The 26,080-nt window shown below is 63.0% G+C and carries 24 protein-coding genes and 1 pseudogene; 14 read left to right on the top strand and 11 right to left on the bottom strand.

Annotation, left to right across the window (positions count from 1 at the left end):
* Positions 1–185 precede the first annotated feature (185 nt).
* Complete coding sequence (gene dcd / locus FFS13_RS09240; protein ID WP_137818812.1) at positions 186–752, top strand: dCTP deaminase; 567 nt, start codon at positions 186–188, stop codon at positions 750–752.
* Positions 753–1,155: 403 nt separating this feature from the next.
* Here the strand turns inward: dcd and FFS13_RS09235 are convergent, their stop codons facing one another.
* From FFS13_RS09235 to FFS13_RS09225, 3 genes are all read right to left on the bottom strand, one after another.
* On the bottom strand, positions 1,156–3,696 hold the full coding sequence (locus tag FFS13_RS09235; RefSeq protein ID WP_137818811.1) for a penicillin acylase family protein: 2,541 nt from the start codon (positions 3,694–3,696) through the stop codon (positions 1,156–1,158).
* Between the two features lie 227 nt (positions 3,697–3,923).
* Positions 3,924–4,121, bottom strand: coding sequence for an SEC-C metal-binding domain-containing protein (locus FFS13_RS09230; RefSeq protein ID WP_137818810.1), 198 nt, complete (start codon positions 4,119–4,121; stop codon positions 3,924–3,926).
* 6 nt (positions 4,122–4,127) lie between these two features.
* On the bottom strand, positions 4,128–4,625 hold the full coding sequence (locus FFS13_RS09225; protein ID WP_137818809.1) for an LEA type 2 family protein: 498 nt from the start codon (positions 4,623–4,625) through the stop codon (positions 4,128–4,130).
* Between the two features lie 115 nt (positions 4,626–4,740).
* Here FFS13_RS09225 and FFS13_RS09220 point away from each other — a divergent pair, with 115 nt between their 5' ends.
* On the top strand, positions 4,741–5,301 hold the full coding sequence (locus FFS13_RS09220) for a hypothetical protein (RefSeq protein WP_137818808.1): 561 nt from the start codon (positions 4,741–4,743) through the stop codon (positions 5,299–5,301).
* A gap of 76 nt (positions 5,302–5,377) precedes the next feature.
* On the opposite strand, the gene FFS13_RS09215 is transcribed toward FFS13_RS09220, so the two are convergent.
* Together FFS13_RS09215 and FFS13_RS09210 are read right to left on the bottom strand one after the other, a co-directional pair.
* A complete protein-coding gene (locus FFS13_RS09215) occupies positions 5,378–5,845 on the bottom strand; it encodes a YchJ family protein (protein WP_137818807.1) in 468 nt (155 codons plus the stop codon).
* A 4-nt stretch (positions 5,846–5,849) separates the two neighbouring features.
* The gene (locus FFS13_RS09210) at positions 5,850–6,347 is read right to left on the bottom strand and encodes a DUF6231 family protein (protein ID WP_137818806.1); all 498 of its coding nucleotides are present in this window, start codon (positions 6,345–6,347) and stop codon (positions 5,850–5,852) included.
* Positions 6,348–6,742: 395 nt separating this feature from the next.
* Here FFS13_RS09210 and FFS13_RS20070 point away from each other — a divergent pair.
* The 4 genes and pseudogenes from FFS13_RS20070 to FFS13_RS09190 all read left to right on the top strand — a co-directional run.
* Positions 6,743–7,105 (top strand): annotated as a pseudogene (locus FFS13_RS20070) (OmpA family protein); the annotation flags it as partial.
* Positions 7,106–7,206: 101 nt separating this feature from the next.
* Positions 7,207–7,935, top strand: coding sequence for an OmpA family protein (locus FFS13_RS09200; RefSeq protein WP_137818804.1), 729 nt, complete (start codon positions 7,207–7,209; stop codon positions 7,933–7,935).
* A 125-nt stretch (positions 7,936–8,060) separates the two neighbouring features.
* Positions 8,061–8,342: a DUF1145 domain-containing protein gene (locus tag FFS13_RS09195; protein WP_137818803.1), complete on the top strand. Its 282-nt coding sequence runs from the start codon at positions 8,061–8,063 to the stop codon at positions 8,340–8,342.
* The gene (locus tag FFS13_RS09190; RefSeq protein ID WP_137818802.1) at positions 8,335–9,114 is read left to right on the top strand and encodes a collagen-like protein; all 780 of its coding nucleotides are present in this window, start codon (positions 8,335–8,337) and stop codon (positions 9,112–9,114) included. The genes FFS13_RS09195 and FFS13_RS09190 overlap by 8 nt, the downstream gene beginning before the upstream one ends.
* Positions 9,115–9,184: 70 nt before the next feature.
* On the opposite strand, the gene FFS13_RS09185 is transcribed toward FFS13_RS09190, so the two are convergent.
* Complete coding sequence (locus FFS13_RS09185; protein WP_137818801.1) at positions 9,185–9,649, bottom strand: CopD family protein; 465 nt, start codon at positions 9,647–9,649, stop codon at positions 9,185–9,187.
* Between the two features lie 99 nt (positions 9,650–9,748).
* Between FFS13_RS09185 and dinG the strand changes: the two genes are divergently transcribed.
* The 6 genes from dinG to FFS13_RS09155 all read left to right on the top strand — a co-directional run bounded on the left by dinG (position 9,749) and on the right by FFS13_RS09155 (position 18,180).
* Positions 9,749–11,893, top strand: a complete 2,145-nt coding sequence (dinG, locus tag FFS13_RS09180) for an ATP-dependent DNA helicase DinG (protein ID WP_137818800.1) — start codon at positions 9,749–9,751, stop codon at positions 11,891–11,893.
* 81 nt (positions 11,894–11,974) lie between these two features.
* Positions 11,975–14,392: a beta-galactosidase gene (locus FFS13_RS09175; protein ID WP_137818799.1), complete on the top strand. Its 2,418-nt coding sequence runs from the start codon at positions 11,975–11,977 to the stop codon at positions 14,390–14,392.
* A 134-nt stretch (positions 14,393–14,526) separates the two neighbouring features.
* A complete protein-coding gene (locus tag FFS13_RS09170; RefSeq protein ID WP_137818798.1) occupies positions 14,527–15,672 on the top strand; it encodes a serine hydrolase domain-containing protein in 1,146 nt (381 codons plus the stop codon).
* Between the two features lie 126 nt (positions 15,673–15,798).
* Positions 15,799–16,683 carry an OmpA family protein gene (locus tag FFS13_RS09165; RefSeq protein ID WP_137818797.1) on the top strand — a complete coding sequence of 295 codons (885 nt, stop codon included), beginning with the start codon at positions 15,799–15,801 and terminating at the stop codon, positions 16,681–16,683.
* 61 nt (positions 16,684–16,744) lie between these two features.
* Positions 16,745–17,392 (top strand): pyridoxamine 5'-phosphate oxidase, encoded by a 648-nt coding sequence (gene pdxH / locus FFS13_RS09160; RefSeq protein ID WP_137818796.1) that lies wholly within the window; start codon positions 16,745–16,747, stop codon positions 17,390–17,392.
* Positions 17,393–17,715: 323 nt separating this feature from the next.
* Positions 17,716–18,180, top strand: a complete 465-nt coding sequence (locus FFS13_RS09155; RefSeq protein WP_137818795.1) for a glycine zipper 2TM domain-containing protein — start codon at positions 17,716–17,718, stop codon at positions 18,178–18,180.
* A gap of 70 nt (positions 18,181–18,250) precedes the next feature.
* Here FFS13_RS09155 and nhaA read toward each other — a convergent pair whose 3' ends face one another.
* A complete protein-coding gene (nhaA, locus tag FFS13_RS09150) occupies positions 18,251–19,426 on the bottom strand; it encodes a Na+/H+ antiporter NhaA (protein ID WP_137818794.1) in 1,176 nt (391 codons plus the stop codon).
* A 225-nt stretch (positions 19,427–19,651) separates the two neighbouring features.
* Between nhaA and FFS13_RS09145 the strand changes: the two genes are divergently transcribed.
* Positions 19,652–20,560: a DMT family transporter gene (locus FFS13_RS09145; protein WP_256657358.1), complete on the top strand. Its 909-nt coding sequence runs from the start codon at positions 19,652–19,654 to the stop codon at positions 20,558–20,560.
* Positions 20,561–20,570: 10 nt separating this feature from the next.
* Positions 20,571–21,665: a PLP-dependent cysteine synthase family protein gene (locus FFS13_RS09140; RefSeq protein WP_137818793.1), complete on the top strand. Its 1,095-nt coding sequence runs from the start codon at positions 20,571–20,573 to the stop codon at positions 21,663–21,665.
* A 15-nt stretch (positions 21,666–21,680) separates the two neighbouring features.
* Here FFS13_RS09140 and FFS13_RS09135 read toward each other — a convergent pair whose 3' ends face one another.
* From FFS13_RS09135 to FFS13_RS09120, 4 genes are all read right to left on the bottom strand, one after another.
* Entirely contained in the window at positions 21,681–23,300 is a 1,620-nt protein-coding gene (locus tag FFS13_RS09135) for an NAD(P)/FAD-dependent oxidoreductase (protein WP_137818792.1), read from the bottom strand.
* Positions 23,301–23,406: 106 nt separating this feature from the next.
* Positions 23,407–24,405 (bottom strand): type I glyceraldehyde-3-phosphate dehydrogenase, encoded by a 999-nt coding sequence (gene gap / locus FFS13_RS09130; RefSeq protein WP_137818791.1) that lies wholly within the window; start codon positions 24,403–24,405, stop codon positions 23,407–23,409.
* A 132-nt stretch (positions 24,406–24,537) separates the two neighbouring features.
* A complete protein-coding gene (locus FFS13_RS09125) occupies positions 24,538–25,209 on the bottom strand; it encodes a COG3650 family protein (protein WP_137818790.1) in 672 nt (223 codons plus the stop codon).
* Between the two features lie 188 nt (positions 25,210–25,397).
* Positions 25,398–25,997, bottom strand: a complete 600-nt coding sequence (locus FFS13_RS09120; protein WP_137818789.1) for a short chain dehydrogenase — start codon at positions 25,995–25,997, stop codon at positions 25,398–25,400.
* Positions 25,998–26,080: the final 83 nt, after the last annotated feature.

Genomic DNA, 26,080 nt, shown 5'->3' with positions numbered 1-26,080 from the left:
TCCTCACGTCGGGATAGGGTGCCCGCCAGGGCGGGAGAGGGGCGCTGCGGATTGCAAGCGGATCTGCTGCGAATTTCCCCTCTCTCCCCAAGGGAGCGAGCAAGAGCCCAGACCTTTGCCCGCCGCCTTGCCTCCCGGTAAGATGCGCTCACTTTTTCACCAATTGCTATTCAGGACAGCCCGCCATGAGCATCAAATCGGATAAGTGGATTCGCCGCATGGCCCAAGAGCACGGCATGATCGAACCCTTCGTCGAGCGCCAGGTGCGCACCGAGGGCGCCGAGCGGCTGATCTCCTATGGGGTGTCCAGCTACGGTTACGACGTGCGTTGCGCCGACGAATTCAAGGTGTTCACCAACATCAACTCGGCCACCGTCGACCCGAAGAACTTTGATGAGAAGAGCTTCGTCGACGTCAAGAGCGACGTCTGCATCATCCCGCCGAACTCCTTCGCGCTGGCGCGCACCGTGGAGTTTTTCCGGATTCCGCGCAACGTGCTGACCATCTGCCTGGGCAAAAGCACCTACGCCCGTTGCGGCATCATCGTTAACGTGACGCCGCTGGAACCCGAGTGGGAAGGGCACGTCACCCTGGAGTTCTCCAACACCACCACACTGCCGGCGAAGATCTACGCCAACGAAGGTGTGGCGCAGATGTTGTTCTTCGAATCCGATGAAACCTGTGAAGTGTCCTATAAGGACCGCGGCGGCAAGTACCAGGGCCAGTTGGGCGTTACCCTGCCGAAGGCCTGAGGTTCGAAGCGCATGAAAAAGCCGGGCATTTGCCCGGCTTTTTCATGGCTGTTGCAAAGGCCAGGGGCCTTGTTTGCCGTTGGCCGTGAGAGGCCGGCGGTGTTGGAGCCGTTCCAGGCAGCAAACGCCAGGCAAAAAAATAGGCGCCTAAAGTGGCGCCCGGAGAAGCAAACGATGCATAGGTTCTGAGTGGCCTATGCCGGGAAAGTTCAAAAAATGATGCGATTTAGCCAGTATCGAGCGTTCCGGGCGCAGTGCGTGGCCTCGGGGCATGCTCAAGCGGCTTTGGCGCGGGCAAAAGAAAGGGCGCCCGAAGGTGCCCTTAAAAAGATCTATGGAGTAAGTCCACTTACTCAGAGCGAACCGCTGAGAGATTAGTTCAGCACTGGTCGACGAACGGTCATCACTTGCCCGGCGTCAGCAGCAGGCGCTTGCTGCCGTAGGTCTTGTCCAGGTTCTCTGATTGGAACGGGAAGCTCATGTAGTGCCCCTTCAGCCAGGCGTCGATGCCATCGGCGTAGTGTGGGCTGGCCGGGTTGCCGGACTGGCCGGTGCTGTTCACGCCGATCATCGGCTCGGCGCGGCCGAAGTCGACGACGATACGCATGGCCGGGATCAGCCAGGTATCGAAGTCTTCACCCCAGTGGTAGGCCGAGACGTTCAGGGTGCTGTGGTCGCCGCCGGCCGGGTAGGGGCCGCGGTCGAGGTAGCCCTTGATCGCATTGATGCCGGCGCTGTCGCTACCGCTCAGGTATTTCGCCATCTGGGTGGTTTCGGTGGCCCAGGTGTAACTGTGCAATTTACCCCACTGCCAGGCGTTGCGGTCCGCCCCGAGTTTAGCTTCGCAGAAGCTCAGGGCGGCGACCAGGCTGCGAGCGAGGATGGCCGGTTTGTCTTCCTTTTGTGCGGTTTTCAGGTCATCCCAGAACGGGCTGTCCTCACGGCCGAGCAGATGGTCGGCCGGTGCCGAGTAGGAGAGGTCGGCGGTCTCGACTAGCGCTTGCCAGGCTGGGCTGGTTTCCGGGCCCAGTTCGTCGAGGAAGGTCTGCCGCGCGCTTTCCTGCAGGAAGGCCTCATACAGCGCCGCATCTGCAGAGTTGGCGGCCAGCGTGCCGTCGAAGGCCATCAGGCGGCTATAGGCTTCGCGGGCTTGCGCGCGCTCGGCAGCGGGCAGGGCGTCGATGGCTTTTTTCAGCGGCTGGGCCATGCCGGGCGCTTCGAACATGCTTTGCAGCTTGCCGGCGAACAGCGATTTCTGGTCGTACTGCATGGCGATCGTGCTTTGGCTGTCGTGTTTGCCGCCGCCGGCCAGCTGGGCAATCCGCTCGGCCCGTTCCGGGTAATACCAGGAGTTGGACAGCTGCATGCCATAGCCGCGCGGCACTGTGCGGTGGTTGGCGGTGCCGAGCCAGCCTTGTTGCGGGTCCTGGTCGTAGGGGTGGAGCATCGGGTCGGCGTAGCCATCCCAGTCATATTGGCCATCCCAGCCGGGCGAGGGCAGCAAACCGACACCGCCACGGCGATTGGGGTAGCGCCCGGTGACCTGCCAGCCGATGTGCTGGGCATCGGCGAACACCAAGTTCAAGGGGATGGCACGGATTTCCCGAGTGGCCTCGAAGGCCTGCTCGACCGACTGCGCGCGGGACAGATTGAAGAAGGCATCGAGCGTCCGATCGCCCTCCAATTGAGCGCTTTGCAGCGCCAGGCCGTAGCCGCTGGCCAGCTGCAGGGGTTGCAGCAGGTGCTTGCGTTCACCGAGCACAGTGTTCAACAGAGGGCCATGGCGGGTTTCGAAGATGGTTTCGCGGATTGGGCGCTGGCCTTTGATAAAGAAGGTTTCCTGACGTTCGCGCGCCGGCTGCCAGTTGCCGTCGGCCTGGTAATAGAGCCGGCTGCCCTGGCGTTTGATCTTCTCCAGGAACAGGTCCTGGTTGTCGCCCATGACCATGGTCATGCCCCAGGCCAGCTTGCCGTTGAAGCCGGCGACCACGGCAGGGACGCCGGCGATGGAGACGCCGGCGGCCTGGAATTTCGGTGCGCGGATCTGGACGAAGTTCCAGGCCGAGGGCATGGCAATCGGTAGATGCGTGTCGTTGGCCAGCAGGCTTTTGCCGCTGCGGCTACGTTGCGGGGCGATGGCCCAGTTATTCGACGCCGCGACACCGAGCATGTCGAGTTTGGCGATCTGGCTGGCGGCGGCGTTGACCGCACTCAGGCCCTGGATCTGCCCGCTGAGGGCCAGCCCCTTGAGCTTCTCGGCCTCTTCAAACGGCAGCGGTTCGTCCGGGTAACTCGGCGTCAGCCAGGCCAGTTGGTCGGTGCCGACTTTCTGCGCCAGCACCAGGGAGGCGATTTCTTCCTGCAGGTTCACCGCCAGGCCGAAGTTCATCAGGCAGAACACCAGCACCGAGTCTTCCGGCTTCCAATAGGCCGGCTTGTAGCCGGACTCGGCCAGATCCATCGGCAGCTTGTCCTGGTAGCGGAACAGGTAAGCGTTGATCCCGCGGGCATAGACCTCGAAGAACTTCTTCATCCGCGGCGAGGCATTCTTGTAGAGCACCTCGGCGCTTTGCTTGAGGTTCACCGCGCGCATGAAACGGTCGATCTCCAGCGCGCCGGGGCCGACCATCTCGGCCAGGCGTCCTTCGGCCATCAGGCGCATGCCGACCATCTGGCTCAGGCGGTCGCTGGCATGCACATAACCGAGGGCGAACAGCGCGTCATGGAAGGTGGTGGTTTCGATCAGCGGCATGCCGAGGGCGTTGCGGCGGATCGATACGCTCTGCGCCAGGCCTTTAACCGGTTGGATGCCGGAGGTGGGCGGCAGGCTGTCGGCATAGTGGCTGTCCAGCCAACTCTGGCAACCGCTCAGGCCGACCATGGCGGTGAGCGCGGCGGCGGCAGCGAAACGGGGAAGGAAGCGCTGAAAGGCTGGCGAGGCCATGGCGTGAAGCTCCTGCGGGGGATGGCATTGGGCAGGCGCTACGTTAGTGAGGCGTCCGCCGCGGCGCAAGCGGCGACGAGCGTGCGGTGCGGCTTTATTGCCGGTTTACTGCTTGGCCGCGGCTGGATCGGCGCGAAACCGAGTTTACTCGCGTAGGGGGTCTTCTCTGCGCCGTATAAACCACCAGGCCCGCATTCGGCGGGCCTGGTGGAAGAACTGGCGGCGGATCAGGCGCCGTGGCACTTCTTGAATTTTTTCGCACTGCCGCAGGGGCAGGGATCATTCCGGCCCACGTCTTTCAGCGCATTGCGTACCGGCTCTTGGTGGCCATGGTTGCAGTCTGGGCCATGCACGTGGCCGTGGTGGTGATCGTGGTCATGCTCGTGCTGGCAGTCAGGACCGTGGACGTGGGGTTCTTGGCTCATGGGGTGTTACTCCGGAATAAAATCGCCGGGAATTATCTCGCCATTTCGCTTCAGGTGCACGCTACGGCCGAACAGCAGGCCGGTTTTCACTTCGCCTTGTAAGCGATAGCGGATCGGCTGGTCGGGTTGCTCCAGCAACTTGACGATGGTTTTCAGGTGGCGCCAGAGGTTGGTGCGCACCGGTACCTCGAACACCTGGTGGCCATTGGCGGGCACGCTGAACCAGACGTCGGACTCGCCTTCGGCCAGCTTCAGTTCGTTCAGATGCACGCTGTAGTCCAGGCCGCGGACAGGCAGGCTCACGGAGTTAGGGTTGTCGATGCGAAAGCGCAGGACAAACTGTTGCTCCAGCAACTTAGCTTTGATGACATCAACTTTGATGAGGCGGACATCCGGGTCCTTAAAGTCACCTGTCAACCAGGTGGAGCATCCTGCGAGGCCTGAAAGCAGGCCAAAAAACATCAATAGGCTGATAATTTTTATCATTTTCGCCGGGTGCAGCATTCCAGTGCTCCGTTTGACGATCCAGTGTGTAACAAGCCACTGCTTGGCTGCAACTTGTTGTTTATGGGGAAAAACCTACGCCATACTGAGGGCTGACTCGGACAGGAGTGTGACCATGAGCCGCTACGAGATCGCCTTTTCTGGGCAGTTGGTGCCAGGGGCCCAGTTGGAGCTGGTCAAAGCCAATCTGGCCAAGCTGTTCCAGGCGGATGCCCAGCGCATCGCCTTGCTGTTTTCTGGACGCCGGTTGGTGATCAAGAACAACCTGGATGCCGCCGCTGCCGAGAAGTATAGGGCGACTCTGGAACGTGCCGGTGCGTTGGTGGATGTGCAATCCATGGACGTCGAGATCGAAGAAGTCGAGCTGGCGCCGCCGCCGGCTTATGACGCGGCACCAGCTGTGGCCGCCGCGCAGCCGGCCAGTGGCGCGGCGCCGCGCAAACTGGTGGTGGCGCCGCGCGATGAATACATGGCGGCTTTCGTCGATGTCGAGGCGCCGGACTTCGGCATCGCCCCGCTGGGTGTCGATCTGCAGGATGACAAGCCTGAGCCGGTTGCGCCGCGGGTCGATTTGTCGCAGTTCAGTCTGGCGCCGGCGGGGAGCGACATGGGCCAGGCCAAAGCTGGCCCCGCGAGCCCACCGCCGGACACCTCGCATCTGAAACTGCAGGAATAAAACAGCGAGGCCCGCATCTGCGGGCCTCGCTGTTTCTGCTCAGTCAAAGAGCGTGCGCCGTGCAGGCCTCGGCGGTTTACACGAACCCGGCACAACACTTCTTGAACTTCAACCCGCTGGCGCAGGGGCAGGGATCATTGCGTCCGGCCTTGAGGGCTACGGTGGAGTCGATGAAGTACCAGCGGTCGCTGTTCTGCACGAAGCCCGAACGCTCCCGGTGAGTGTGTTCGCCGCTGCTGTCGTGCCAGCGGGCGGTGAAGGTGACGAAGGCATGTTCGGGCTGGCCGCCATGCACTTCGGCGCTTTCCACCTCGAGGCCGAGCCAGGTGCTTTGCGTGCTCCAGGCTTGCATGGCGGCGGAATCCAGCTCGGCCTGCTGTGCGGGTAGGGTGGTCGCCACCAGATAGTCGATCAGGCCCAGCACATAGGCGCTGTAGCGCGAGCGCATAAGGGTCTCGGCGCTCGGCGCTGGGATGCCGGCGTGGTAACGCCCGCAGCATTCGTCCAAGTGGTTGCCACTGCCGCAGGGGCAGGCCGGAGTCATGGGTTTACCACCAGTACTTGCCGAAGTTTTGCGGGTTGGCCCAGAACTTGGCGTTCAGCCAGTCGGGTACTTGTTTGTATTCGCGCAGATCGTAGGTGAACAAGGTCAAGGTCTGTTCTCCACGCTGGAAACGTTCACTGGCTTGCAGGGCCAGGGCGAAGAAGTCGGTGTCTTGCCAGCCACAGGCGTTGAGATCGACCAGTACGGCCAGGCGGCTGGCATTGAGGTTGCGAATCCCGCCGAGCAACTCCAGGCCGGTGCGTTTGGGCAGGTGCTCCAGGCAGTCGGCGATCAGTGCCAGATCGAAGCGCTGGGCGGCCAGATCTGCCGGGAGTGGGCCGGCAGCCGCGTGGGCGAGTTGGCTCTCCGGGTGCGCGTCTTGAAAGGCCTCCAGTGCGGGCAGGCCGCTGGCACCGACTAGCAACAAGCGATTGGGTGCATAGCGATCAAGCAGGGCGGCCAGCGCTTGTTGCGGAGTGCGCGAAGAAAAACTGTCAGTCATCGAAAATCCTCGATCAAGTCTGAAGAGACTAACGCGGTGCGTTGATACGTCCTAGTGCTGGCGGATTTTAAAGGTACCGTCTTTACTTCCAGAGTGTCGGTTTGGGCCGATCCTATGAGGAGACTTTGCATATGAGCATCACAAGGACCGCATTACCCCTGATTTTGTTGACCGGCGTTTTGACCGGTTGTGCCGGCGTGCAAAAGACCGACTGGCCGACCTGTGCGGCGGTCGGGGGCGTGGGCGGCGCCGCATTGGGCGCCATCGAGAGCAGTACCTGGGCAGGTTGGGGCGCAGTGGTTGGTGCAGGTACCGCTGCGGCCTATTGCTGGGTACATGGTGAGGGCGAGGAAGTGGCTGTCGTCATGGAGGAAGCTCCCGCGCCAGCCCCAGAGCCTGAGCCTGCCGCACCGGTGCGTGTCGAGTTGGACGTGAAGTTCGACTTCGACAAGTCGAAAGTCAAAGAAGAAAGCTATGGCGACATCAAGAGCCTGGCCGACTTCATGACCCAGTACCCAGCCACTTCCACCACTGTTGAAGGTCACACCGACTCCGTCGGTACTGACGCTTACAACCAGAAGTTGTCCGAGCGTCGTGCAAGCGCCGTGCGTGACGTGCTGGTTGATCAGTACGGTGTCGGCGGCGAGCGTGTTAACGCGGTCGGTTACGGCGAGTCCAAGCCGGTTGCGGATAACGCTACCGCTGAAGGTCGGGCCATTAACCGTCGCGTAGAAGCGGAGGTCGAAGCCCAGCCGTAACCAGAGGCCCGCGCCGTTTGGGGTATGGCTTGTGCAACCTGGGCGGCGGGTCTTTACTCCTGAGTTACCGGTATTCGCCGGTGACTCAGGAGATTCCCACCATGAGAACGCTACTCTCACGGGCTGCGGTACCCCTTCTTCTGGTCAGCAGTGTTCTTTCTGGTTGCGCCTCGACTTCCAGTACGGGAGATGCGGTGCTTAACCAAGGGAACTGGCCCATTTGTAGCCTGATTGGCGGCTTGACCGGTGGCGGCCTGGGCGCAATTGAAAGTTCAGCGTGGGCAGCCGGTGGTGCTGCGATCGGCGCGCTGACTGGCGGCTTGGTCTGTTACGCACAAGACGGTGACGCCGACGCCGATGGCGTCTTTGACCGCCGTGATAGCTGTCCGGATACCCCGCCCAATACTCCGGTAAATCCCAATGGTTGCCCCCTCCCGCAGTATCCGGTCGTGGCGCAAGAGCCGGTTCCAGCTGCACGGGACGAGGTGATCGTGCTGAGTGATCTGGGTAATGTGCTGTTTGCCTTCGACTCAGCTGAGCTGACTGCGCAAGCTAAGGGTTTGCTGGCGGATGTCAGTAATCGTTTGACCAGTGCCAATCTGATTGGCGTCAAGGTTGCCGGGCATACCGATAGTGTCGGCTCGACGGCTTACAACCAGGGGCTTTCCGAGCGTCGGGCGCAAAGCGTGGTGGACTTTCTGGTCAGTCAGGGGGTGCCGGCCAATAAGCTCACGACTGTCGGTTACGGGGAAAGCCAGGCTGTGGCAGATAATGCAACTGATGCAGGGCGTGCGCAAAACCGGCGGGTCGAGCTGCACGTCGATCGCTAGTGCTAGAGAGTGTGAACAAAACGGGGGCCTGTGGGCTCCCGTAGTTTTTTTCGCGGCCGCTAGTCTCAGTTACCCCGAAGCAGTTAAGGTGCGGCAAGGCCACACAATAATAAACAGGGGGCAGAATGAAGGTGTTTCTGAGGCTGGGTAAGTTAGTGGCTGGGCTGTTTTGGCTGGTAGTGCTGGTCAATCTGTTGAGTCCGTTCGCAAAACCTTTCGATCTACTGCTTTATGTCCTCGGCGGGGTGATTCTGCTGGCCCATCTGGCCGAGTTGAGCCTATTCAACTATCGCCTTCAAGGTCGCCCACAGCCTGGGTTGGATCGCTTGCAGGTGCTGTTGTTTGGGGTCTTTCACTTGCTCGGCTTGCCGCAGCCGGCAGTGAAGAAGGAGGCTGGCCATGCGTAGCCTCTGTTTGCTTGCGGTGCTGTGCTGCCCATTGGCGCAGGCTGAAGCGCTGGTCAAGGTGGAGTCCAATTCACTGCTGCGTTTGCCGACCACAACCAGCGTGCTATTGCTGGATCGCCTGGAAGTCGCCGATCACGGCACCTTGTTGATCCCCTCGAGCCTGAATGAAATCCGCGTCGGCGAATTGCGCCTGGGGCGTGACGCGCGTATCGCGATTGCGCCGAGCGCGCAGGCGTTCCGTTTGCAGGTGGTACGTGCCGAACTCGGCGCCGGCAGTCATATCAACGCCCGTGGTGCCACGGGTACTCAACAGCAGCCGGCAACGGCCGGGCGCAATCTGAGCGTCCGCTTGGAGAGTGTCACGCTTGCCGAGCTGACCTTGGATGCGCGTGGCGGTGTCGGGGCGCCGGGCTATCGGGGCCTGGATGGCGCCGATGGTGATTCGGCAGGTTGTACCTGGGGCCAAGCCAGTCGTGGTTATGACGGGCAAAACGGTGGTAATGGCCAGAGCGGAGCGGCCGGTGGCCAGGTCCGGTTAGAGGTGCCGGAGGAGTTTCCGGCGCAGTTGCTGCATGTGCGCCTGGATGGCGGTGCCGGTGGCGCAGCGGGCGAGGCAGGTAGTGGCGGTGCGGGTGGCGCGGCCAAGGGCTGTTTGTTCTATCGTGCCGCCGGTGCTCGCGCGGGGCGCCCGGGTCAGCCTGGCCAGCCAGGGGCTGCCGGCAGTGCGGGCAGTTTCAATCTGGTGCGTTTCGGCCAGGAGCCCAGCAAGTAAGTGCGGCAAAAGCCGCTTGCTGCATAGATCGTCAGTAAGCGGCTGCGACACGTTAGCCTGATCGTTTAATTCAGAGGCTCGGCCGGGCGGCGGCAATCGCCACCAGCGTCAAGCCGAGTAGCAGGTTGAAGCCGACCAGGCGGCGAATGCGGCCCAGTACCGCGCCACCGGTCGGCCGATCTTCCGCTGCCAGTGCGCGGCGCAGCTCCGGCAGTTGCAGGGCTTGCACGCGAATGAACAGCGCGACCATGGCGATATACAGCCCCATCATGATCTGCACATAACGCGGCGCCGCCTCGAAACCGGCAAAGCGCAGATGCAGCATGCCGACCCCGCTGATCGGCAAGACCAGCACCGCCAGCCAGACCCAGACGAAGAAGCGCCGAAAGACCTCGGCCCACAGCTTCAGTCGGGCGGGCGCCTCGAGCACGCTAACGGCGGCGGGCCGCAGGATCATCCAGGCGAAGAACATGCCGCCGACCCAGATCAGTGCGGCCAACACATGCAGGGCGTAGACAAAAGCATAAACGGTCATTCGGTAATCTCCGGTCGGCGGTTGGTGAAACGCGCGCTATCATAGCCGCCCGGTTAAACTACTGAAAATTTATCCAGCCTTTTGGCGCCCGCAGAATCCATGCTCAGTACCGAACTCAAGTCCCAGATCCAGGGCGCCTATTCCCGCTTTCTCGAAGCCAAAAGCCTCAAGCCGCGCTATGGCCAGCGTTTGATGATCGCTGAAATTGCCAAAGTGCTTGGGGCGATCACGGTCGACGACGAAGGCCGGCGCGACAGCGAGCCAGCGGTGGTGGCGGTAGAAGCCGGCACCGGCACCGGCAAAACGGTGGCCTATAGCCTGGCGACTATTCCGATCGCCAAAGCCGCGGGCAAGCGGCTGGTGATCGCGACCGCCACGGTGGCCCTGCAAGAGCAGATCGTCTTCAAGGATTTGCCCGAGGTGATGCGCAGCAGTGGGCTGAACTTCAGCTTCGCCCTGGCCAAGGGGCGCGGGCGTTACCTGTGCCTGTCCAAGCTCGATATGCTGCTGCAGGAAGGTGAGGCACAGAGCGCGACCGCCCAGCTGTTCGCCGAAGAGGGGTTCAAGATCGCAGTGGATGAGGGCAGCCAGAAGCTCTTTAGCCAGATGGTCGAAAAGCTCGCCGGGAACCAGTGGGACGGCGACCGCGACAGCTGGTCGCAGGCTCTGGAGGATGCCGACTGGGCGCGCCTGACCACCGATCACAGCCAGTGTACCAACCGCCATTGCCCGAACTTCCAACAGTGCGCCTTCTACAAGGCGCGTGAAGGGATGAGCAAGGTCGACGTGATAGTCACCAACCACGACATGGTGCTGGCGGACCTGGCCCTGGGTGGCGGCGCCGTGCTGCCGGACCCGCGCGACACGCTGTATGTGTTCGACGAAGGCCACCACCTGCCGGACAAGGCCATCGGCCATTTCGCCCACTACACCCGTCTGCGCGCGACTGCCGACTGGCTGGAGCAGACCGCGAAAAATCTGACCAAACTGCTGGCTCAGCACCCGCTACCGGGCGATCTCGGTCGATTGATCGAACAGGTACCCGAGCTGGCGCGTGAGGTGCGCACGCAACAGCAATTCATGTTCAACGCTTGCGAACAGCTGGCCGACTTCAAGGCCGGCGAAGACATGGAAGGCCGCGAGCGTCCGCGCCATCGCTTCGTCGGTGGCTTGGTGCCGGAGCACTTGCGTGAGATGGGCATCGAGCTGAAGAAAGGCTTTTCACGCCTGACCGACCTCTTCACCCGCCTCACCGATCTGCTCAAGGAAGGCATGGACGGAGAGAGTGCCATCGGTATCGCCAGCCACCAGGCGGAAGAATGGTATCCACTGTTCGGCAGCTTGCTGGCGCGCGCCCAGGGTAATTGGGAGCTGTGGACGGCGTTCACGGTGGAAGACCCGGAAGACAGCCCACCGATGGCGCGTTGGCTGACCTTGGCCGAGAGCGGCGCGCTGTTCGATATCGAGGTCAACGCCAGCCCGATTCTGGCGGCGGAAACCCTAAGGCGTAATCTGTGGAATGTCGCCTACGGTGCCCTGGTGACGTCCGCGACCCTGACCGCGTTGGGCACCTTCGAGCGCTACCGGATGCGCGCCGGTCTGCCGAAAGTGGCGGTCACCGCCGTGGTGCCGAGCCCCTTCCAGCACGCCGATGCCGGGGTGTTGCGGGTGCCGGACCTGAAGGCCGACCCCCGGGATGCCGCCGCCCACACCGCGGCGATCATTCGCGAGCTGCCGCAGTTGGTCGAAGGCTCGCGCGGCACTCTGGTGCTGTTCTCCTCGCGCAAGCAGATGCAGGACGTCTTCGATGGCCTGGAGCGCGACTGGCGCAAGCGGGTGTTTATTCAAGGCAACCTGTCCAAGCAGGAGACCCTGAACAAGCACAAGGCGCGGGTCGACGACGGCGAGCCCAGCGTGCTGTTCGGACTGGCCAGCTTCGCCGAAGGGGTCGACCTGCCCGGCGCCTACTGCGAGCATGTGGTCATCGCCAAGATTCCCTTTGCCGTGCCGGATGACCCGGTGGAAGCGGCGCTCTCCGAATGGATCGAGGCGCGCGGCGGCAACCCCTTTATGGAAATCGCCGTACCGGATGCCTCGTTGCGTCTGGTCCAGGCCTGCGGGCGCCTGCTACGCACCGAAGCAGATCGCGGCACCATTACTCTGTTGGATCGGCGGGTGGTCACGCAACGTTACGGCAAGGCGATTCTGAATGCCTTGCCGCCGTTTCGCCGGGAAATTGCCTGAAATTGCATAAGACACGGGCCTGCTGGGCATCATTGCGCAAGCCCGTGGTCCATTGGCTGGTTGTTTAGGAGAGCCTGTCACATGATTCGCCGTTCACTGCCTACTGTTTTTGCGCTGTTGTTTGCCGCGCCGTCATTTGCCGCGCCGGCCGAACAGCAGACGCTGTTCAACTTTGTTAGCCCCACCGATGTGGTGCAGGTGACGACGCGAAATGCCAGCTTGCCGGCCTTGACCGCCGAACTCGCGGCCGACAGCGAGCCGCTGCGGCGGGTCACCTTCAACCCGAGTGACGACCCGAGCCTGCGGCTGACGCCACAGAGTGGCCAGTGGGACTGGTCGCAAGCGGAGGTCATGAGTTTGCGTATCCAGAGTGCGATGGACTGGGCGCTGACCCTCGAGGTGCGTATCGAGAGCAGTGACGGCAAAATCCTCACCAGCCGTATCGCGCTGCCGGCTGGGCCGGCGCAGACCTTGCTGGTGCCGCTGCACGCCACTTCGCCCCGAGCCCTGGGCATGCGTGCCGGCCCGCCGATGCCATGGACGCATAATGGCCAGCGCCTGTTGCTGGCCAGCACAGTCGAAGGTGAGTTGGACGCCAGCAAGGTCACCGCCGTGAGCCTCTCTCTGAGTCACCCGGATGTCGCGCAAAGCATTCTGCTGGGGCGTTTTGGCGTGCGTACGGGGGACGATACGGAGCAGGCGCTGTTTGCCGGCATAGTCGATGCCTATGGTCAGTACAGCCGTGGCCAGTGGCCGGAAAAGATCAGCAGCGATGCGCAACTGAAAGCCGCTGCGGCGAAGGAAAAGACCCAGCTGCAAGCTTGGCTGGCCAAGCCACCGAAACAGGATCGGTTCGGTGGCCTGCTAGGCGGCCCGGAGTTCGAGGCCAAGGGCTTCTTCCGTACTGAAAAGCGCGACGGCCGCTGGTATCTGGTCACCCCCGAGGGGCATCCGTTCTATTCCCTCGGCGTCAACGCCGTGAGTACCGAGCACAGCGCCACTTACGTGGAAGGCCGCGAGGCCATGTTCAGTGCGTTGCCGCAAGAGGGCGAACCGCTGGCCGCATATTACGGCAAGAGCAATCACCACAGCGGTACTGGTGCGGGCAAAGGGCGCAACTTCGACCAGGGCCGTTGGTTCGACTTCTATGGCGCCAACCTGCAGCGCACCTACTCCGAACACAAGTGCGCCGAGACGGCTCCGGCCGTCGCTGTGGCTGAAGACACCAGCGCCACCGAGCAAGCCCCAGCAGCCCCGAAGCCAGCTGCGCTGGCATCTGCGGTGGTAGCCGAAGTCGCGCCGTGCCCGACCAAGAGCTTCGACCTCGAGCGCTGGACCAGCCATACGCTGGAGCGTCTGCAGGCCTGGGGTTTCAACACCATCGGCAACTGGAGCGAGCCGGCGCTGGGTGCCGAGAAGCGTGTGCCCTATACCATTCCGCTGTCGATCAGCGGCGATTACAAGACCATCAGCACCGGCCTGGACTGGTGGGGCGGCATGCCCGACCCCTTCGATCCGCGCTTTGCCATGGCCACCGAGCGCGCGGTGGCGATTGCTGCCCGCGACCATCGCGACGACCCCTGGCTGCTGGGCTTTTTCGCCGACAATGAACTGGGTTGGTCCGGTCCTGGCGACGACCCCAAGGCGCGCTATGCGCTGGCCTATGGCACGTTGCGGCTGACCACCGATGTGCCGGCGAAACGGGCCTTCCTCAAGCTGCTGCGCGATAAATACCGGAACCAGCAGGGCCTGTCTAAAGCCTGGGGTATCGAGCTGCCGGCCTGGGAGTTGATGGAGGACCCGGGTTTCGAGGCGCCCCTGCCGAACCCCGAGCACCCGGCCATCGAGCAGGACTTCCAGCGCTTCCAGCGCCTGTTTGCCGACACCTACTTCAAGACCATCGCCGACGCACTCAACTGGCACGCACCTAACCACCTGTTGCTCGGCGGGCGCTTTGCCGCCAGTACCCCGGAGGCGGTGGCTTCCTGCGCGCAGTATTGCGATGTGTTGAGCTTCAACTTCTACACTCGCGAACCGCAACAGGGTTATGACTTCGCCGCGTTACGCGCGTTGGATAAGCCGCTGTTGGTGGCTGAGTTCCACTTCGGCTCGCGTGATCGTGGGTCGTTCTGGGGCGGGGTGGCTGAGGTCTACAAAGAGGAAGAGCGTGGCCCGGCCTATGCGCATTTCCTCCAGCGGGCATTGGCCGAGCCGAGCATAGTCGGGGTGCACTGGTTCCAGTACCTCGATCAGCCGGTAACCGGCCGCCGGCTCGACGGTGAAAATGGCCACTTGGGCTTGGTCGGGATTACCGACCGGCCGTTCCAGGGTTTTGTCGAGGCGGTACGCAAGGCCAACCTGCAAGTCGGCAAGACCCTGTTGGCAGCGCCGGCCAAAGTGCCGGAAGCGACTGCCGCAGCCGCCAAGCCTGCCGCAGCGGCTAAGCCAGCAGCGGCCCAACCCGAGAGCACTCCCGAGCCACAACCGGCTAAGCCATAAGCCTCCACTGGCGACGCCGAACCTGCCTTTGGGCGGGTTCACAAGGGCGTCGCTGGCGGGAACAATGCGACCACTTTGTTGACGCTTTATCGTTGAACATCTCGGCGTCGAACCATTCGCTCAAGGAGCCGCGCGTGCAGATTCAGGGCTATTTCGACCTTAACTTCGAAGCGGTGAAGGAGGCCTTCGCCGCGCTCTTCGACGACCCGCAGGAGCGCGGCGCCGCGCTGTGCATTCAAGTCGACGGCGAGACGGTCATCGACCTGTGGGCCGGTAGCGCGGATAAAGCCGGTGAGCAGCCCTGGCACAGCGACACCATCCTCAATCTGTTCTCCTGCACCAAAACCTTCACTGCGGTCGCGGCCTTGCAGCTGGTCGCCGAAGGCAAGCTGGCACTGGATGCGCCGGTGGCTAGGATCTGGCCGGAGTTCGCCGCGGCGGGCAAGGAGCGGATCACCCTGCGCCAGTTGCTCAGCCATCGCGCGGGCTTGCCGGCTTTGCGCGAGTTGCTGGCGCCGGAAGCGCTGTATGACTGGGGCACCATGACCCGCGCCCTGGCCGCCGAGCAACCCTGGTGGACGCCCGGTGAAGGTCACGGCTATGCCGCGATCACTTATGGCTGGCTGGTCGGTGAGCTGCTGCGGCGGGCCGATGGGCGCGGGCCGGGGGACTGCATAGTGGCCCGCACCGCACAGCCGCTGGGGCTGGATTTTCACCTGGGGCTGGCGGACGCGGAGTTCTACCGGGTCGCGGAAATCTCCCGGGCCAAGGGCAATCTCGGCGATGCCGCGGCGCAACGCCTGCTGAAAACCATGATGAATGAGCCGACCTCGATGAGCACCCGGGCTTTTACCAATCCGCCGTCGATCATGACCAGCACCAACAAGCCTGAATGGCGGCGTATGCAGCAGCCTGCAGCCAATGGCCACGGCAACGCCCGCAGCCTTGCCGGCTTCTACAGCGGCCTGCTCGCAGGGCGTTTGCTGGACCGCGAATGGCTTGGCGAACTGACTCGCGAGCACAGCGTCGGCGAGGATAAAACCCTGCTGACGCAAACCCGTTTCGGCCTCGGCTGCATGCTCGATCAGCCGGCGGTGCCGAACGCCACCTATGGCCTCGGGCCGCAAGCCTTTGGTCACCCGGGTGCCGGCGGCTCTATCGGTTTTGCCGACCCTGAGTGTAAGGTTGCCTTCGGTTTTGTCACCAACACCCTTGGCCCCTATGTCTTGATGGATCCGCGCGCGCAGAAGCTGGCACGCGTGCTGGGCGACTGTCTCTAGGGTTTTCGATCGTGGTGTCATCGACAGGGATTGGTTGTGGGGAGCGCTGGTCAGCATTGCCAGCCGCCAATACTTGTTCGTGCGGGTCCGCTGACCCGTTTTTATTATTTTTCGTTTGGGGGTCCAATGTTTTCTAGCAAGCCTGTAGCTCTCGCTCTATGTGTCGCTGTCGCCGGTTGTGCCCATTCAGGGCAAAACACTGAAGCCCAAGTCGTCGCCAAGAGCGAAAGCCAAGCCGCAGTCACGCATTGGTGGTGGCCGTTCGGTGCCAAAAAGGAAGAAGCTAAGGACGTTAAGAAAACCGTCGCCATGCCAGACCCCAAGATCACCCAGGCGTGGCTGGACGAATACGAGCCGCGTCTGCGTGAAGCGCTGAAAGGCAGCAAGTTCGAGCTGGAGCGCCGCGAGAATCTGCTGGTGGTCACTGCGCCGGTAGACTCCGCGTTCAATCCGGATCGCCCGAGCATGCTGATGCCTAGCACCCTAGGGCCATTCAGCCGGGTAGCCAAGCTCGTTGAAGGCGATAACCAGGTCGCGGTGCTGATCCTGGGCCATGCCGACAGCACGGGCAATGAGTTGCGTAACCGTGAACTCAGCCTGGAGCGGGCGAGGTCGGTGACGGCGATTTTTCGTCTCAGTGGTTTGAAGAATAATCGTCTGATGGTCAGAGGCTTTGGTTCGGATTTGCCCCGTGCCGCCAACGACAGTCTGCAAGGGCGCGCGCTGAACCGCCGGGTCGAGATTCTGCTGACCCCCCAGGCCACCATGTCCGCCCTCTTGGCCAAGTACAGCCAGCCAGCCAAGGCTCAGCCCGTCACCGAAGCCTTGGTGCAGAACGAGCCGAAGCCAAGCGCCGCGGTCAAAGCCAAGTCGCTCCCGGCCAAGAGCAAGCCTGCCGTGGCCGCCAAAGCCAAAGTGGCTCCAGTCAAGGTCGCCAAAGCCAAACCGGCTGTGCAAAAGTCAGTTAAAGGCAAAGAAGTGGTCGTTGTAGAGCCGGCCAAGAAGCCATAGCCCTAGGAACTTTAGCCTTAGAAACTCCAGCCTTAAAAACTTTAGTCTCAGGAACTGCGTCATGACCCGGACCCTGGCCGATATGCGCCGCGACTATACCCGTGATGGTCTTACCGAGGCGCAGGCGCCTGCTGAGCCGTTCGCGCTGTTCCAGCAATGGTTTGCGGACGCGCTGAAGACCGAGCAACTGCCGGTCGAACCGAATGCCATGAGTTTGGCGAGCGTCGATGGCGAAGGCCGTCCGCATTGCCGGGTGCTGTTGCTCAAGGGGCTGGATGAGCGCGGTTTCACCTTCTTCAGCAACTACGAGAGCGCCAAGGGGCAGCAGTTGGCGGCCAGGCCGTTTGCGGCCATGACCTTCTTCTGGCCGACCTTGGAGCGTCAGGTGCGCATCGAAGGGACGGTGGAACGGGTCAGCCCGGCGGAGTCCGACACCTACTTCCAGGTTCGCCCGTTGGGTAGCCGCCTGGGCGCCTGGGCTTCGCCGCAGAGCCAGGTGATCGCCGATCGTGCCGAACTGGAGAGCCTGTTGGCGCAAACCGAGCAGCGTTTTCTCGACCAGGCGCCGCATTGCCCAGAGCATTGGGGTGGGTATCGTCTGCTGCCCGAGCGTATCGAGTTCTGGCAGGGGCGCGCGAGCCGACTGCATGATCGCCTGAACTATCGGCTACAAGGTGCAGCCTGGCTGCGTGAGCGTTTGGCGCCGTGATAGGCGCGCAGGCGAGCTAGCCATCAGTCCATGCTGGCGCGGTAGTCGGTGGCCGCGCTCTCCAACCAGCGCGGCAAATCGCGGCTCTAGGCTAATGAAATAGCCCATGGGCGCTCCTGCCGCGCTGAGTGCTCCCCCGAGCCAATCTCCGGCAAGTCTCCAAGCGGCTAGAATACTGGTGTAGAGCGTGCGCTTGAGGCGTTTTCGCTGTTCTTGATTCGGCTGTCAGAAGGCTGAATGAAATGGATTTTTATTACGTCTGTCGTGACAGTGCAGGGCGCTGCGGAGTCTAATGGGGTATCTGATCTTTCGGGAGAAATGCTATGCGTAAGTCTGTTCTGTTGACCGCTTCGTTCACCGCAGTGGCGCTGGCCTTGGGCGGTTGCCAGTCCAGCTTGACGGGCGACTCTTACTCGCGTGACGAAGCGCGTACCGTGCAAACCGTGCGCATGGGCACCATCGAGTCCCTGCGTCCGGTGAAGATCGAAGGCTCGAAAACCCCCATCGGAGCTGGCGCCGGTGCGGTGGTAGGCGGGATTGGCGGCAGTACCATAGGCCATGGCCGTGGCAGCGCGGTGGCGGCGGTGATTGGGGCGGTGGCGGGCGGCTTGCTGGGCGCTGCCACCGAAGAGGGTTTCACTCGCACCCAGGGCGTGGAAATCACCGTGCGTGAAGACGACGGCACCATGCGTGCCTATGTGCAGGGCGTGCAGGAGAATGAAGTCTTCCGCGTCGGCGACCGAGTACGCATCATGAGCGTCAACGGCACCAGTCGCGTTGCTCACTAAGCGTTCGCTCTGAACGAAAAAGCCGGCCCTTTTCACAGCCGCTGGGGGCCGGCTTTTTTCTGCCTGCGGTTTAGCTCGTCCTGCGGCTGGCCATGGCGGTGATGGCATAGCCGAGCACGGCTGCCAGGAATGATCCGGTCAGGATACCGACCCGATCCATCCCGACGTATTCGCTGACGCCTGGCGCAAAGGCTAGCGAGCCGACGAACAAGCTCATGGTGAAGCCGATGCCGCAGAGAACCGCGACGCCGAGCACCTGACCCCAGTTGGCGCCCGTGGGCAGCTTGGCAATGCGGATCTTTACCGCCAGCCAGGTCAGGCCGAACACGCCAAGGGTTTTACCCAGCAGCAAGCCGGCAGCAATCCCCAGGGGTACCGGGTGCATAAAGCTGTCGAGGCTCAGCCCGGCCAGCGGCACGCCGGCGTTGGCAAAGGCGAACAGCGGCAGAATGCCGAACGCCACCCACGGCTGCAGCCCATGTTCCAAGGTCAGCAGCGGTGAATGCTCGCCTTTGCTGGGGCGCAGCGGAATGGTAAAGGCCAGCGCCACCCCGGCCAGCGTCGCATGCACGCCGCTTTTCAGTACGCAGATCCAGAGGAACAGGCCGATCACCAGATAGGGCCCGAGTGTGCGCACGCCTAGCCGATTCATCAGTACCAGGATGGCCAGGAAGGTGGCGGCCAGGATCAGCGACAAGGTCGACAATTCGTTGGAGTAGAACAGCGCGATGACGATGATGGCGCCGAGGTCATCGATGATTGCCAGGGTCATCAGAAACAGTTTCAGCGAGACCGGTACGCGTTTGCCGAGCAAGGCCAGCACACCGAGGGCGAAGGCGATATCGGTGGCCATCGGAATCGCCCAGCCACTGATAGCCGCCGGGTTTTCACGATTCAGTGCCCAGTAGATCAGCGCCGGCACGACCATCCCGCCGATGGCGGCGGCACCTGGCAAGACTATCTGCGAAGGCTGCGCCAGATGGCCCTCCAGCACCTCGCGTTTGACCTCCAGGCCAATGATCAGGAAGAACAGCGCCATCAGGCCATCGTTGATCCACAGCAGCAGAGGTTTGGCGATTTTCAGCGCACCGACTTGAGCCACCACCGGTGTGTCGAGCAGGCCGTTATAGAGGAACGCCAAGGGCGAGTTGTTGATGCTCAGCGCCAGCAGGGCAGCAGCGATCAACAACAGGCCGCTGGCAGCTTCAAGCTGGAAGAAGCGGGTGAGGGCGCTACGCAAAGACAAAATCGGTCTCCTGGTATGAGTCTGGGGAGGCTAACCCTACCCCGCTAAGCTGTTTCATAAAACAAAAATTATATTCGTTTAAGTTATATATGAAGGGTGTTCAGGCCCCGTTCAGCCAAGGTTCAGCCGGCAACGGAACAGTTGCAGGGAGGATAGCCGCTTCACTGTAACTGTGCGGGTGCTGGGCCGCTTCCTATACTGGCGACCTTACTGGGGAGGTGTGGCATGCAGCAGCGCGAAGGCCAGGCTCTGGCCTGGGGATGTTTGGTTTTGGCCATGGCCTTGTGGGGCAGCTCCTTCATTGCATTGAAGCTGGCCTTCCAGGAGATCTCGCCCATGTGGGTGATTTTTGGCCGCATGGCGCTCGGTAGCCTGGTGTTTCTCCTGGCCTGGCGGTGGCGCGGGCGCATCGACTACCGTGCCGGGGATTGGCAGTATCTGCTCGGTCTGGCGGCGTGCGAGCCGTGTCTGTACTTCATCTTCGAGGCCTTGGCGTTGCAGCGTACCAGTGCCTCGCAGGCGGGGATGATCACTGCGCTGTTGCCGCTGCTGGTGGCGGTGGGCGCCTTCTTGTTGCTGCGCGAGCGGATCAGCCGCACCACCTTGGCCGGCTTTCTCCTGGCCGTGCTGGGGGCCGTCTGGCTGAGCCTGGCGGGCGAGGCGGATGAGCACGCGCCGGCGCCGCTACTAGGCAATTTCTTCGAATTGCTGGCCATGCTTTGCGCCACCGGCTACACCTTGTTACTCAAACACCTGTCGGCGCGTTACTCGGCCTTCTTCCTGACCGCCCTGCAAGCCTTTATCGGCGCACTGTTCTTCTTGCCACTGGCGGCCGTGAGCGCCGCTGTTCCGGGCGAGATCAGCAGCCTCGGCTGGGGCGCGGTGATCTACCTGGGCGTGGTCGTCACGGTCGGCGCTTATGGCCTGTACAACTTCGGGGTCAGCCGCCTGCCGGCGAGTCAGGCGTCCGGCTTCATCAACCTGATTCCGGTGTTCACCCTGCTGCTGGCCACGGTGTTTCTCGGCGAGCGCCTGAGTCCTGGGCAAGTGCTGGCGGCCGGCTTGGTCTTCGTTGGCGTGGCGCTCAGTCAGTGGCGCAGTACGCCGCCGGCGCCCGCCGGCATTCTCGATTGAGGGGTCAGTGATGAGTGAGGCACGGCAGTGGGCGCGTGAGGCGATTCGGATCATCGAGGCGGATTTTCAGCGCAGCGCCGATACCCATCTGATTCCCCTCGATCTGCCCGGCTTGCCGGGCGTCGAGCTGTATTTCAAGGACGAGTCCAGTCACCCGACCGGCAGCCTCAAGCATCGCCTGGCCCGCTCGTTGTTCCTGTATGCCTTGTGTAATGGCTGGCTGAAGCCCGGGGCGCCGGTGATCGAGGCGTCCAGCGGCTCGACGGCGATCTCCGAGGCGTATTTTGCGCGCCTGCTGGGGCTGCCGTTTATCGCGGTGATGCCCGCGACGACCTCCCAGGAGAAGATCGCCCAGATCGCCTTCTATGGCGGCCAGAGCCATCTGGTCGAGGACCCGACGCAGATCTACGCCGAGTCCGAGCGGCTGGCGCAGGAGAGCGGTGGGCACTTCATGGATCAGTTTACCTATGCCGAGCGGGCGACCGACTGGCGGGCCAACAACAACATCGCCGAGTCGATCTTCCAGCAGTTGCGCTTCGAGCGTTTCCCCGAACCGAGCTGGTTGGTTTCCAGCCCCGGCACCGGCGGCACCACCGCCACCCTGGGCCGCTATGTGCGTTACCGCCAGCATGCGACCCGCGTGCTGTGCGCCGATGCCGAGCGTTCGGTGTTCTTCGATTACTACCGGAGCGGCGATGCCAGCTTGCGCCTGGACTGGGGCTCGCGGATCGAAGGCATCGGCCGGCCCCGGGTCGAGGCGTCGTTCCTGCCGCAGGTGATCGACGCCATGTGCAAGGTGCCGGACGCGCTGTCGCTGGCGGCCATGCACTATCTGGCGCAGCGCCTGGGGCGCCGGGTCGGCGGCTCCAGCGGGACCAATCTGATCGGCGCACTGCTGGTCGCCCGGCGCATGGTCGCGGCGGGAGAGCAGGGGGCGGTGGTGGCGATTCTCTGCGATGGCGGTGAGCGCTATGCCACCACCTACTACGACCAAGCCTGGTTGCAGGCTCAGGGCTTCGAGTTGCAGCCCTTGATCGAGGCCGTGGCGGCCTGCGCCGAGCGTGGTGATCCGCTGCCTGCAAGCGTGCTGCAGGCCGGACTCTAAGCGCCCTTGGTAGCGTTAAGCGTCATCGCTGAGGCCGAGGATATTGCGCGCCAGCGCTTCGGCCACGCGAATCCCGTCGACCCCGGCCGAGAGAATCCCGCCGGCATAGCCGGCGCCTTCTCCGGCGGGGAACAGGCCTCTGACGTTGAGGCTCTGCAAATCTTCGCCGCGGGTGATTCGCAGCGGCGAGGAGGTGCGAGTCTCGATGCCGGTCAGCACCGCGTCGTGCATGGCGAAGCCTTTGATCTGTTTGTCGAACGCCGGCAGTGCCTCGCGGATCGCCTCGATGGCAAAGCTCGGCAGTGCCGTGGCCAGGTCGACCAGGTGCACGCCGGGCTTGTACGAAGGCTCGACGCTGCCCAGTGCGGTGGTCGCTTTGCCGGCGATAAAGTCGCCGACCAACTGCCCAGGCGCCGCATAGGTGCTGCCGCCGAGGACGAAGGCGTGGGACTCCAGACGCTCCTGCAACTCGACCCCAGCCAATGGTCCACCCGGATAATCCACGTCCGGGGTGATGCCGACGACGATGCCGGCGTTGGCGTTGCGCTCGTTGCGCGAGTACTGACTCATGCCGTTGGTGACCACTCGATTCGGTTCCGAGGTGGCCGCCACCACAGTGCCGCCCGGGCACATGCAGAAGCTGTAGACCGAGCGCCCATTCTTCGCGTGATGGACCAACTTGTAATCGGCGGCGCCGAGTTTCGGGTGGCCGGCGAACTTGCCCAGGCGTGCCCGATCGATCAGCGATTGCGGGTGTTCGATGCGAAAGCCCACCGAGAACGGCTTGGCCTCCAGGTACACGCCGCGGCTGTGCAGCATGCGGAAGGTGTCGCGGGCGCTGTGGCCGAGGGCGAGCACCACATGCTCACTGCGAATCTGCTCGCCGCTGGCCAGTTCCACGCCGCGTAGCTGACCGTCTTCGATCAGCACATCGGTGACCCGCTGCTCGAAGCGGATTTCGCCGCCCAGCGCCTCGATCTGCTGGCGCATGTGCTCGACCACGCCGGTCAGGCGGAAGGTGCCGATGTGCGGTTTGTTGACGTAGAGAATCTCTTCCGGCGCGCCGGCTTTGACGAACTCATGCAACACCTTGCGGCCGAGGTGCTTCGGGTCCTTGATCTGGCTGTAGAGCTTGCCGTCGGAGAAGGTGCCGGCGCCGCCCTCGCCAAACTGCACGTTCGATTCCGGGTTCAGCACGCTCTTGCGCCACAGGCCCCAAGTGTCTTTGGTGCGCTGGCGCACCTCTTTGCCGCGCTCGAGGACGATCGGTCGGAACCCCATCTGCGCCAGCAGCAGCGCGGCAAAAATCCCGCAGGGGCCGAACCCGACCACCAGCGGCCGGTTGGCCAACTCCACAGGCGCCTGGCCGACGGGCTTGTAAGCGGTGTCGGGGGCGACGTTGACATGCCGGTCATCGCTGAACTTGGCCAGCAGCGCGGCTTCATCTGGCACCGACAGGTCGATGGTGTAGATAAAGCACAGCTCGGCGGATTTCTTGCGGGCGTCGTAGCTGCGCTTGAACAGGCTGAAGTCCAGCAGGTCGCTGTCGGCGATGCCCAGGCGCTGCAGGATGGCGGGGCGCAAGGCCTCTTCCGGGTGATCGATCGGCAGCTTGAGTTCGGTGATGCGTAACATGAGGCAGTCCAGTATCAGGGCCGGAGGCAACCCGGCAGCTTTTCACGAGGCGGCGATTATACCCGTGATTGATCAGCCGTCGGGGCCAGGCTGTCGGCTAACAGGCTCAAGGCTTCAGCCAGGCCAGCACCACATCCAGCATACGGTTGGCGAAAGCCCACTCGTTGTCGTACCAGGCCAGCACCTTGACCAGCTCGCCCTGCACATGGGTGTGGCTGAGGTCGACCACGCAGGAGACTGGGTAACCGCTGAAATCGCTGGACACCAGCGGGAGCGCGTTGCATTCCATCACGCCGCCGGGCAGTTGCGCCGCGCCTTGTTGCAGCGCGGCATTGACCGCGTCGCGGGTGGTTGGCCGTTCGGCGCTGAAGGTCAGGTCGAGCAGCGAGACGTCTGGCGTTGGCACACGGACGGACAGGCCATCGAGGCGCCCCGCCAATTCCGGTAAGACCAGGCCGATGGTCTTGGCCGCGCCGGTACTGGTGGGGATCATCGACAGCGCCGCGGCGCGAGAGCGATAGAGATCGCCATGCGCCTTATCCAGCAGGCTCTGGTCGTTGGTGTAAGCGTGCACCGTGTTGATCAGACCCTGGCGGATGCCGACCGTCTGGTGCAGCACCATGGCCAGCGGCGCCAGGCAGTTGGTGGTGCAGGAGGCATTGGAGACGATTTGCTGGCTACCCAGGAGGTCATGATTGACCCCGTAGACCACGGTGAGATCGGCGCTTTCCAAGGGGTGCGAGAGCAATACCCGGGGGGCGCCGGCGCTGAGATGGTGTTCCACCTGGGCGCGTTTTTTCAGCTTACCGGAGCACTCCAGCACCACATCCACACGAAGCTGGGCCCAAGGTAGATTGACCGGATCGCGTTCCTGTAGCAGCTTGATCGGCTGACCGTTCACCAACAGATGTTCATCGATCAGGCTGACATGGCCGGGGAAGCGACCGAAGGTGGAGTCGAAGCGGGTCAAGTGCGCCAGAGTCTGCTGATCGCCCAGATCGTTGATCGCTTCGATACGAATTTTGTGTTCCAAGCCCCGTTCGAATAGGGCGCGTAAAACTGCGCGGCCGATACGGCCATAACCATTGAGAGCAATACGCAGCATAGGGTGTCTCCTGCGGTGGTGTTGCTCTCAGCTTAGGCGGCTCGGCGTCAGGCTGCGCTTGGAACTGTGGCAAAAGGTCTCGGTTTCAGCATTGGAAAAACGCAAAACCTGTAGGAGCGGGCCATGCGCCCTTCAGTCGTTGCGTGCGCCGCCGTAGTAGGCACAGCCGCGTTGAGTTTTGCCATTCAGGCGCAGCTCGGCAAACAGGTGCTGCACCGCGCCGCTCATGCCGTCGGCGCAGCGCTGCGGGGCCACCCAGAGCTCCAGGCGTTGGCCATTGGCTTCGCTGGTGAGGTTGAAGCGGCCGTCCGGCAGTTGCTCTTCCAGGTAGGGCAGGGCCAGGGCTTCTTGGCCTGGGCGTTCGAGCACCAGGCCTTTGCCGCTGACACTCAGGCGCCAGTCGGGCTCATGGCCGCTGGCGCGCAGGGTCAGGTGTTTGAAGTTGGGATCGTCGCAACCCCGCCCTTCGCGTTGCACGCGATACAGTTGGCTGAGGCTCAGTTGGCCATCGGCGCCGACCACTTGGCTGCTGCCCAGGCTGCCGCGCAGGTCGGCGAACAGCGGGCCCTTGCCGCCATCCAGCAACGCCGCCGCTTCTTGCAGCAGGCCGGTGTGGCCGCTGTCGTTGATCACGAAGCGGCGTTGTTCCTGGCAGGGGCGCAACAACAGCTGACCGGCGCTGACGCTTAGCTCACCTTGCAGACGCACCACGCTGGCCGTTGGCGTGGTCGGTTGCTCGCCGAACATTTGGCAACTGGCGAGCAGCGGTAGTAAGGCAAACAATAAGGGACGGGCAGCACGCATCGTGGGTCTCCTGGCAAGTGCGGCCACGTTACCCACGCGGATAGACGATCACAAGGGTGGAGCGGCAGATGATCCGGTGCAAAGGTGTCTACGCGGCGCCAGCGCGCGAAGATGGCTTTCGCGTGCGGGTCGATCGTCGGCCGCCCGCTCGCTCGCCGGTCTGTTATGCCGGCGAGCGCATGAGCCGATCAGCCGACGCGGTAGACCTGTCCGGTCTGGGCACCTTCCACGCTTTTTGCGTAAGCCAGCGCCACCTCCGCCGCCGGCACCGGTTTGAAGCCGCGGAAGAATGGCCCATAGCTGCCCATCGACTCGACCAGCACATTCGGGCTCACCGCATTCACCCGCAGGCCGCGCGGTAGCTCGATCGCGGCGCCCCGGACGAAGCCGTTGACGGCGGCGTTGACCATGCTCGCCGAACTACCGGCGCGGATCGGGTCCTCGCTGAGGATGCCGGAGGTCAGGGTGAAGGAGCCGTCATCATTGATGAATTCACGGCCGATCAGCAGCAGGTTGACCTGGCCCATCAGCTTGTCTTTGAGACCGATGGCGTATTCCTTCTCGGTCATTTCTGCCAGCGCGCCGAAGTGCAGCTTGCCGACGGCGCTGACCAGCGCATCGAAGGGGCCGACTTTCTCGAAGAGGGCGCGAATGGACCGGCTGTCGGTGATATTCACCTGGTAGTCGCCGCTGGAGTGGCCGACCCGAACGATTTCGTGGCGGTCTTTCAGCTCGTGGTCGATAGCTCTGCCGATGGTGCCGCTGGCGCCGATCAAAAGGACTCTCATGGACGTGCTCCTGGATAAAGTGATCACTACAGGTTCAGTGTAGAGTGCGATTTGTCGCCGATAATCCGGCTAATCAGAAACCT

It is taken from the genome of Pseudomonas sp. 2FG, from assembly GCF_005502935.1.
In the GTDB taxonomy this organism is placed as follows: Bacteria; Pseudomonadota; Gammaproteobacteria; order Pseudomonadales; family Pseudomonadaceae; genus Aquipseudomonas.
This window is presented reverse-complemented; position numbering and strand designations above follow the sequence as displayed.